The sequence below is a fragment of the Nocardioides sp. P5_C9_2 genome (assembly GCF_054049555.1).
Genome location: NZ_JBFUMD010000145.1, coordinates 1 through 7,814 on the forward strand (window position 1 = coordinate 1; position 7,814 = coordinate 7,814).

Annotated in this window: 6 protein-coding genes and 1 pseudogene; 6 read left to right on the top strand and 1 reads right to left on the bottom strand. The window is 70.6% G+C overall.

Annotated elements, in window-relative coordinates; all coding sequences use genetic code 11:
• Positions 1–133, bottom strand: a pseudogene (locus ACXJKL_RS09360) (ABC transporter ATP-binding protein); the annotation flags it as partial.
• A 259-nt stretch (positions 134–392) separates the two neighbouring features.
• On the opposite strand from ACXJKL_RS09360, the gene ACXJKL_RS09365 reads away from it, so the two are divergent.
• The 6 genes from ACXJKL_RS09365 to ACXJKL_RS09390 all read left to right on the top strand — a co-directional run.
• Positions 393–1,676: an ABC transporter substrate-binding protein gene (locus tag ACXJKL_RS09365; protein WP_457206794.1), complete on the top strand. Its 1,284-nt coding sequence runs from the start codon at positions 393–395 to the stop codon at positions 1,674–1,676.
• A gap of 36 nt (positions 1,677–1,712) precedes the next feature.
• Positions 1,713–2,723, top strand: a complete 1,011-nt coding sequence (locus ACXJKL_RS09370) for a carbohydrate ABC transporter permease (RefSeq protein WP_457206795.1) — start codon at positions 1,713–1,715, stop codon at positions 2,721–2,723.
• Positions 2,720–3,538 carry a carbohydrate ABC transporter permease gene (locus tag ACXJKL_RS09375; protein ID WP_457206796.1) on the top strand — a complete coding sequence of 273 codons (819 nt, stop codon included), beginning with the start codon at positions 2,720–2,722 and terminating at the stop codon, positions 3,536–3,538. Before ACXJKL_RS09370 ends, ACXJKL_RS09375 begins: the two co-directional genes overlap by 4 nt.
• The gene (locus ACXJKL_RS09380) at positions 3,535–5,040 is read left to right on the top strand and encodes a GH1 family beta-glucosidase (RefSeq protein ID WP_457206797.1); all 1,506 of its coding nucleotides are present in this window, start codon (positions 3,535–3,537) and stop codon (positions 5,038–5,040) included. The genes ACXJKL_RS09375 and ACXJKL_RS09380 overlap by 4 nt, the downstream gene beginning before the upstream one ends.
• A 5-nt stretch (positions 5,041–5,045) precedes the next feature.
• Entirely contained in the window at positions 5,046–6,080 is a 1,035-nt protein-coding gene (locus ACXJKL_RS09385; protein ID WP_457206798.1) for a LacI family DNA-binding transcriptional regulator, read from the top strand.
• A 487-nt stretch (positions 6,081–6,567) separates the two neighbouring features.
• A partial coding sequence (locus tag ACXJKL_RS09390; RefSeq protein WP_457206799.1) for a DEAD/DEAH box helicase occupies positions 6,568–7,814 on the top strand: 1,247 nt, incomplete at its 3' end.

Below are 7,814 nucleotides of genomic sequence, written 5' to 3' on the forward strand. Positions count from 1 at the left end.
ACTTGCCACAGCCCGAGGGGCCGACGAGCACCATGAACTCGCCGTCCTCGATCTCGAGGTCGAGGGCCTCCACGGCGGGTCGCTCCGCTCCCGGATAGCGTCGTCCGGCCCCCACGAATCGCACCGATGCCATCGTCAGCTGTCCCTTCGTCGAGGTCCCGGCGCACGGTCGGCGGAGGGAGTGAGCATCACGGTACGACGCCCTCACGGTCACGTCTAGTGGAAGCGCTTCCACAATTTTGTGCCGCGTTGCCTCGGGATCGTTGACAGGAAGTGTGACCGATGTCATGGTGAGTCGCAGGTCCGAATGGAAGCGCTCTCACACTTCCACGCCGGTCCATGACCCAGCCGGACGCCCGTCCGGCGTCCCGCAGGACGGCAGGAGCAGAGCAGTGGTGCACACACCGAACAGCCGGCGAGCGCGACTCGTCACCGGCGCCCTGATGGCGCTCACCCTCACGACGACGGCGGCCGCCTGTGGCGGCGACGACTCCGGCGACTCGGGCGCGGGGGAGGCCACGACGATCACCGTGGCGACGTTCAACGAGTTCGGCTACGAGGACCTCATCGACGAGTGGAACGCGGCCAACGACGACATCAAGATCAAGCAGGTCAAGGTCGGCACCTGGGACGACGCCAAGGCCAACCTCTACACCAAGCTGGCGGCCGGCTCGGGCCTGTCCGACATCGAGGCGATCGAGGGCGACGCGATGCCCGCGATCATGGCCGAGAGCGACGCCTTCGTCGACCTCACCGACCCCGAGCTCGACGGTCGCTGGCTGGACTGGAAGGCCGCGGCCGGCACCAACGCCGACGGGCAGATGATCGGCTACGGCACCGACGTGGGGCCCGAGGGGATCTGCTACCGCGCCGACCTGTTCGAGAAGGCGGGACTCCCGACCGACCGGGACAAGGTCGCCGCGATGATGGGGACGTGGGACGACTACTTCGCCACCGGTGACGAGTTCGTCAAGGCGATGCCCGGCACGGCGTGGTACGACTCCTCGGGTGGGCTGGCCCAGGCGATGCTCAACCAGGTCGCCCACCCCTTCGAGACCGACGACGAGACGGTGGACGTCGAGAACCCCGACCTCGAGGCGGTCTACGCCACCGTGACCGACAACGTGGCCCGCGGCCTCTCCTCGAAGATCCCCCAGTGGAGCGACGACTGGACCGCGCAGTTCCAGGACGACGGCTTCGCCACGATGGCCTGCCCGGGTTGGATGATGGGCATCGTCGAGGGCAACTCCGAGGGCGTCGAGGGATGGGACATCGCCAACGTCTTCCCCGGCGGTGGCGGCAACTGGGGCGGATCGTTCCTGACGGTCCCCGCCCAGGGCGATCACCCGGACGAGGCCACGGAGGTCGCCGCCTGGCTGACCGCCCCCGAGCAGCAGGCCAAGGCCTTCGCCGCCGTGGGGGCGTTCCCCAGCCAGGTCGAGGCCCAGGACTCTCCCGAGGTCAACGAGGCGGTGAACGCGTTCTTCAACGACGCACCCATCGGCGAGATCACGGCCGACCGCGCGGCAGCCATCACGGTGCAGCCCTTCAAGGGTCCGAAGTACTCCGACATCCTGACGGCGTTCCAGGCCGCGATCCTCCGGGTCGACGACGGTTCGCAGGACCCCGACAAGTCCTGGGACCAGTTCCTGTCCGACGTCGACGCCCTGGGCTGACCGGTCCCGAGCCCCACCACCACCGAACGGCGAGCCGTGAGCACTCACCTTCCCACCCGGGGTGGCGACACCGAGCAGGAGTCGTCACCCCGACCGGGCAACCCGACCCCCACACCCAGGCCGCGACCGCGGCCCTGGCGGCGGCGGTTCAGCCGGCTCGACGTCACGCTCTCGCCGTACCTCTACATCGCCCCGTTCTTCGTGCTGTTCCTCCTCATCGGCATGTTCCCCCTGGGCTACACCGCCTGGGTGTCGGTGCACGACTGGAGCCTGCTGGGCGGAAAGGGGGACTTCGTCGGCCTCGACAACTACCGCGAGGTCCTCGAGAACCCCTACTTCACCAAGCAGCTGGTCAACACGATCAGCATCTTCCTCATCTCCTCGGTCCCCCAGATCCTGATCGCGCTCGTCCTGGCCGCGCTGCTCGACAACCAGCTGCGTGCCCGGACGCTGTGGCGGATGAGCATCCTGCTGCCGTTCGTGGTCTCTCCCGTGGCGGTCGCGATCATCTTCGGCAGCCTGTACGGCGACCGCTACGGTCTCGTCAACCAGGTGCTGGGTCTGGTGGGGGTCGACCCCGTCGCGTGGCACACCAACCGGTTCGCCAGCCATGTCGCCATCGCCACGATGGTCAACTGGCGCTGGACCGGCTACAACGCGCTGATCTTCCTGGCCGCCATGCAGGCCGTGCCGCGTGACCTCTACGAGTCGGCCGCGATCGACGGGGCCGGCCGCGTCCGCCAGTTCACCTCGATCACGGTGCCGATGATCAGGCCCACGATGGTCTTCGTCATCATCRCCTCGACGATCGGGGGGCTGCAGATCTTCGCGGAGCCCCGCCTCTTCGACGACACCACGGCCCGCAACGGCGGCAGCGACCGTCAGTTCGGCACGATCACGATGCTGATCTACGACTTCGGTTGGCAGCTGCGCGACCTCGGGCGAGCGTCGGCCACCGCGTGGCTGCTGTTCCTGGTGATCTGCGTCTTCGCGGTCGTCAACTTCGTGCTCATCCGTCGCGTCGGAGCCAAGGGAGGCGACCGATGACCCGCCGTCCCGGCTTCCTCGTCTACGGCCTGCTGATCGCGTTCCTGTTCGGCTCGGCCGCCCCGCTCTACTGGTCCTTCCTGCTGGGCTCGCAGACCAAGGAGGTGGCGGCCCAGGGAATCCCGCCGCTCGTCCCGGGAGGCCACTTCGTCGACAACGCCCAGCGGGCCCTGGACTCCATCCCGTTCTGGACGTCGTTGGTGAACAGCCTGATGGTGTCGACCGTGACCGCGTGCTCGGTGGTGTTCTTCTGCACCCTCGCGGGCTACGCCTTCGCGAAGCTGCGCTTCCGGGGCAACGGGCTGCTGATGGTCGGCGTCATCGCGACGATGGCGGTCCCCACGCAGCTCGGCGTGGTCCCGCTGTTCATCCTGATGTCCAAGCTGGGGTGGGCCGGCAGCATCTGGTCGGTCGTCATCCCCTGGCTGGTCACCGCCTTCGGCGTCTTCTTCATGCGGCAGTACCTCGTCGATGCCGTGCCGGACGAGCTGATCGAGGCGGCGCGGATGGACGGGTGCTCCCAGATCCGCACGTTCTGGACGGTCGCCGTGCCGGCGGCGCGGCCCGCCGCAGCGATCTTGTGGCTGTTCACCTTCATGCAGGTGTGGACCGACTTCTTCTGGCCGTTGATCGCGCTGCCACCGGACAACCCCACCGTCCAGGTGGCGCTCAACCAGCTCCAGAGCGGGTACTTCAAGGACTTCAGCATGGTCCTCGCCGGGACCACCCTGGCCACCATCCCGCTCCTCGTCCTGTTCGTCGTCGCCGGCCGCCAGTTGGTCGCCGGCATCATGCAAGGAGCAGTCAAGGGATGACCGTCCAGCACACGCTCGGCACCGCCGAGCGCACCATCAGCAGTCCCGACCCCGACGCCCGCTTCCCCCAGGGGTTCGTGTGGGGCGTGGCCACGGCGTCGTACCAGATCGAGGGCGCGGTGACCGAGGACGGACGCACCGCGTCGATCTGGGACACCTTCTCCCGCGTCCCCGGCGCGGTGATGAACGGTGACACCGGCGACGTCGCGTGCGACCACTACCACCGGATGCCCGGAGACGTCGCGCTGATGCGCGAGCTCGAGGTGGCGTCGTACCGGTTCTCGGTGGCGTGGCCACGCGTGCGCCCGGACGGCGGGCCGGTCAACCGCGCGGGCCTCGCCTTCTACGACCGCCTGGTCGACGAGCTGCTCGCCCGCGACGTCGCACCGTGGCTGACGCTCTACCACTGGGACCTCCCGCAGGCCCTCGAGGACGCGGGCGGCTGGACCAACCGCGACACCCCGCATCGCTTCGCCGACTACGCGCTGTCCGTGTACGACGTCCTCGGCGACCGCGTGCCCACCTGGACGACGCTCAACGAGCCGTTCTGCTCCTCCCTCCTCGGCTACGCCGCAGGACACCATGCCCCCGGGCGGCAGGAGGGCGTCGCTGGCCTGGTCTCCGCGCACCACCTGCTGCTCGGGCACGGCCTCGTCGTCGACGAGCTGCGGCGTCGCGCCGACAGTGCGGGCGACGAGATCCGGCTGGGGCTCAGCCTCAACCTGACCGTGCCGGACCCCTTCGACCCGAGCGATGAGGCCGACGTGGACGCCGCGCGCCGGATCGACGCCCTGCACAACCGGCTCTTCCTCGACCCGGTCCTCCGCGGCTCCTACCCCGAGGACCTGCTCGACGACACCGCGCACCTGGACTGGCAGGGCGGGCGCTGGCACGACGTCGTACGGGACGGGGACCTGGCGCTGATCTCGTCACCGATCGACGTGCTGGGCGTGAACTACTACCACGGCAACGCCGTCTCCGGGCGTCGTCACACCGACGTCGTGGGCGTCGGCAGCGACCAGCCCGACCGGGTGGCGCTGTCGCCGTTCGTGGGCTCCGAGCACGTGACCTTCCCGAGCCGGRGCCTGCCGGTCACCGACATGGGCTGGGAGGTGCAGCCCGACGGCCTGTACCGACTGCTGCGCCGCCTCCACGACGACTACCCGCGKCTGCCGATCTACCTCACCGAGACCGGGGCGGCGTACGCCGACGTCCCCGACGTCGACGGCGAGGTGCGCGACCCGGATCGCATCGACTTCCTCGACTCCTACCTGCGCGCCGTGCACCGCGCGATCGGTGAGGGGGTCGACGTGCGCGGGTTCTTCCAGTGGTCCTTCATGGACAACTTCGAGTGGGCCTACGGCTACGCGAAGCGCTTCGGGCTGGTCCACGTCGACTACGAGACCCAGAGGCGGACCCCGAAGGCCAGTGCCCGCTGGTACGCCGAGGTCGCGCGGTCGGGAGGCCTGYCCGTGCCGGGACCGCCGGGCCCACTAGCGTGAGCAGGGTGAACGGTGCGAGGAGGGACCACGCGTCCGCCTCGCCCACCCTCGACGAGGTCGCCCGGGTCGCCGGCGTCTCCCGCGCGACCGCCTCCCGCGCGATCAACGGCGGGCAGCGGGTCAGCCCGCGCGCGCAGTCCTCGGTCGACGCGGCGGTCCGGTCGCTGGGCTACGTGCCCAACCCGGCGGCGCGCAGCCTGGTCACGCGGCGTACCGACTCCATCGCCGTCGTCGTCCCCGAGCCCGACGACCGCGTCTTCTCCGACCCGTTCTTCGCCGGCACCCTGCGCGGCGTCACCCGGGTCCTCAGCGACCGCGACATCCAGCTCGTGCTGCTGCTCGCCCGCCCGGGAGCCTCGACGGCGCGCACGCTGCGCTACCTCACCAACCGGCACGTCGACGGCGCGCTGGTGGTCTCCCACCACCGCGACGACGGCCTCGCCGAGCAGCTGACCCGGATCGACCTGCCGTGTGTCTTCGGCGGCCGGCCCTGGTCGGCGGGCGACCGGGTGGCGTACGTCGACGTCGACAACACCGCCGGCGAGCGGATGGCCACCGAGGTGCTCCTCGAGCGCGGCTGCCGCCGTATCGGCACCATCGCCGGACCGGCCGACATGACCGCCGCCGAGGACCGCCTCGCCGGGTGGCGCCAGGCGATGACCTCGGCCGGCATGGCCGACGACGCCGTCGTGCACGGAGACTTCACCGAGGCCGGTGGCCAGCAGGCGGCCGAGCAGCTGATGGCCGCGCACCCCGACCTCGACGGGATCGTCGTCGCCTCCGACCTGATGGCGTCCGGCGCTCTCAAGGTGCTCGCCGCCCTCGGGCGCCGCGTCCCCGACGACGTGGCCGTGGTCGGGTACGACGACCTCGGCGTCGCCGAGCGCACCACCCCGCCGCTCACCACCGTGCGCCAGCCGGTCGAGGAGATGGCCGAGCGCGCCACCCGGCTGCTGCTCGAGCAGGTCGACGGCCACACCGGCGGCCACGCCATGCGGGTGATCATCCCGCCGCTCCTCGTGCGCCGGGAGTCCACCTGACGCTGGCGGCGGCCTGGCCTCACGCCGGCCGTCGTGCGCCGCCAGTCTGGGTCGAGGGGCCCGACAACTGGCGGCGGCCGACAGGGTTCCGGCCGACCCAGCCGTCGTACGCCGCCAGCTGCTGCGGCCGCCCGGCTCGATCCGTCGTACGCCGCCAGTCTGGGTCGAGGGGGCCGACAACTGGCGGCGGCCGACAGGGTTCCGGCCGACCCAGCCGTCGTGCGCCGCCAGCCACCGCCGCGACCAGGCTGCGCGGACCACGTCGTCACGGGTCGGACGTGACCCGCGACACCCCACTGACCCCACGATTCACAGGAACACCCGCGCCACCGATAGCGTTCCACCCACGCATCCCGTCAAGTCTTGCAACGGGTGCACGGATCGTGACTCACGCAGTCGGTCGATCCGCCCCTCACTTCTGAGGACGTATGCCGCCCGACACGGGCCGGCCCACGATTGGCGAGACGCCAACCGAAAGATTTCCCCCATGAACTTCGCCGACCTCGGCGTGCCCTCCTCGTTGATCAAGATCCTCGAGAAGCAGGGCATCACCTCCCCCACCCCCATCCAGGCCGCGACGCTGCCCGACAGCCTCGCCGGCCGTGACGTCCTCGGCCGCGGCCGCACCGGCTCCGGCAAGACGTACGCGTTCGTGCTGCCGCTGATCGCCCGCCTCGACGCCTCCAAGATGCCGGCCATGCCGCGCAAGCCGCGCGCGCTGATCCTGGCCCCGACCCGTGAGTTGGTCGGCCAGATCCACGCCGCGCTCAAGCCGATGGCGGACTCCGCCGGCCTCTCCACCGTGGTCATCTACGGCGGCGTCGGCCAGGGCCCCCAGACCACCGCGCTCAAGAAGGGCGTCGACATCGTCATCGCCTGCCCGGGGCGCCTCGAGGACCTGATGGGCCAGGGGTACGCCGACCTGTCCGCGGTCGAGACCACGATCCTCGACGAGGCCGACCACATGGCCGACCTCGGCTTCCTGCCCGGCGTGCGCCGGATCATGGACAAKACGCCGCGCACCGGGCAGCGCCTGCTGTTCTCCGCGACGCTCGACAAGGCGATCGACGTGCTGGTCAAGCGCTTCCTGACCAACCCGGTCACCCACGAGGCGGACTCGGCCCAGTCGCCGGTCTCCACGATGTCGCACCACGTGCTGCACGTCTCCCGCGACCAGCGCGTCCCCGTGCTCGTCGACCTGGCCAGCGCCCCCGGCCGCACGGTCGTCTTCACCCGCACCAAGCACGGTGCCAAGGCGCTCGCCCGTCAGCTCAACAAGTCGGGCATCCCGTCGGTGGACCTGCACGGCAACCTGTCCCAGAACGCGCGCACCCGCAACATGGAGATGTTCCACTCCGGCAAGGCCACCACGCTGGTCGCCACGGACATCGCGGCGCGCGGGATCCACGTCGACGACGTGGCGCTCGTGATCCACGCCGACCCGCCGACCGAGCACAAGGCCTACCTGCACCGCTCGGGCCGTACGGCGCGTGCCGGCGCCGAGGGCACCGTCATCACCCTGATGACCGATGACCAGGTGCGCGACGTGCGCGACCTGACCCGGCTCGCGGGCATCAAGGCCACGACCACCAAGGTCCACGGGTCCGACCACCCGATGCTCGTCCAGCTCGCCCCCGGCGAGCGCAGCACCCCCGGCGGCCTCGTCGTGGAGGTCCCCAGCTCCGGCGGCGGTTCCTCGAACGGCGCCAACGCCCAGCGCAAGCGGGCCCGCAG

Excerpts from the sequence above, each read along its gene's own strand:
- ACXJKL_RS09375 (WP_457206796.1), top strand. The coding sequence starts at position 2,720 with ATGACCCGCCGTCCCGGCTTCCTCGTCTACGGCCTGCTGATCGCGTTC.